The organism is Mesorhizobium sp. M1D.F.Ca.ET.231.01.1.1 (assembly GCF_003999155.2).
Taxonomy (GTDB): domain Bacteria; phylum Pseudomonadota; class Alphaproteobacteria; order Rhizobiales; family Rhizobiaceae; genus Mesorhizobium.
Genome location: NZ_RZOZ02000154.1, coordinates 1 through 332, shown reverse-complemented (window position 1 = coordinate 332; position 332 = coordinate 1). Strand labels below are relative to the sequence as shown.

Genomic DNA, 332 nt, shown 5'->3' with positions numbered 1-332 from the left:
GTGAAAACATTCGCCACGCTCGTCAACGACCTGAACCCGCTGCATCACGACGAAGCGTATGCCGCGCAAAGCCGCTTTGGCGGTCTTATCGCATCCGGCACGCAGCCTACCGCGCACTTCATGGCGCTGCTCGCCACACATTTTTCAACCTATGCGCAACCGCTCGGACTCGAGTTCGACATCAAGCTGAAAAAGGCCGCGCACGCGGGCGACACGCTCGTCATGAGCTGGCGGGTGCACGATGCTTACTGGAAGCCGAGCCTGAACGGCGACCTCACGCATCTCGAAGGCACGGTCACGAATCAGCTAGGAAGGATACAGGCGATCTAGAT

General features: G+C 59.3%; 1 protein-coding gene. It reads left to right on the top strand.

What is annotated here, in order from left to right; genetic code table 11:
- The coding region (locus EN874_RS32730) for a MaoC family dehydratase (protein WP_127428858.1) at positions 1–330 on the top strand (330 nt) is incomplete at its 5' end.
- Positions 331–332: the final 2 nt, after the last annotated feature.